General features: G+C 29.5%; 1 protein-coding gene. It reads right to left on the bottom strand.

The window, feature by feature from the left end; genetic code table 11:
- Positions 1-23: 23 nt before the first annotated feature.
- Positions 24-244 (bottom strand): hypothetical protein (locus E1171_RS24000; protein WP_222931253.1); only part of this gene is annotated, 221 nt, incomplete at its 5' end.

Genomic DNA, 244 nt, shown 5'->3' with positions numbered 1-244 from the left:
AGGTTCGAGTCCTGTCCCCGCTACTAAGAAGCTGGTTTTTTAAGCCAGCTTTTTTTGTTTCTCCACTTAATTACTTTCCCTTTTTCAGTAAGTACAGTAGATATAATTTTGTTTCTGTTACTTTTTTCCAAAACATTTACCCTTATGAATAGTGATGGGTTTATTTTGGATGTTATAAAATATTTATAAAAAATATTACTATTTCCTCTCCTCCCTTTGTTTATTATTTTTCTGACTTTTTTTT

Source organism: Xanthovirga aplysinae, from assembly GCF_009711365.1.
GTDB lineage: Bacteria > Bacteroidota > Bacteroidia > Cytophagales > Cyclobacteriaceae > Xanthovirga > Xanthovirga aplysinae.
Note: the sequence above shows the minus strand (reverse complement) of the source record. Positions and strands in the feature narration are given on the sequence as shown.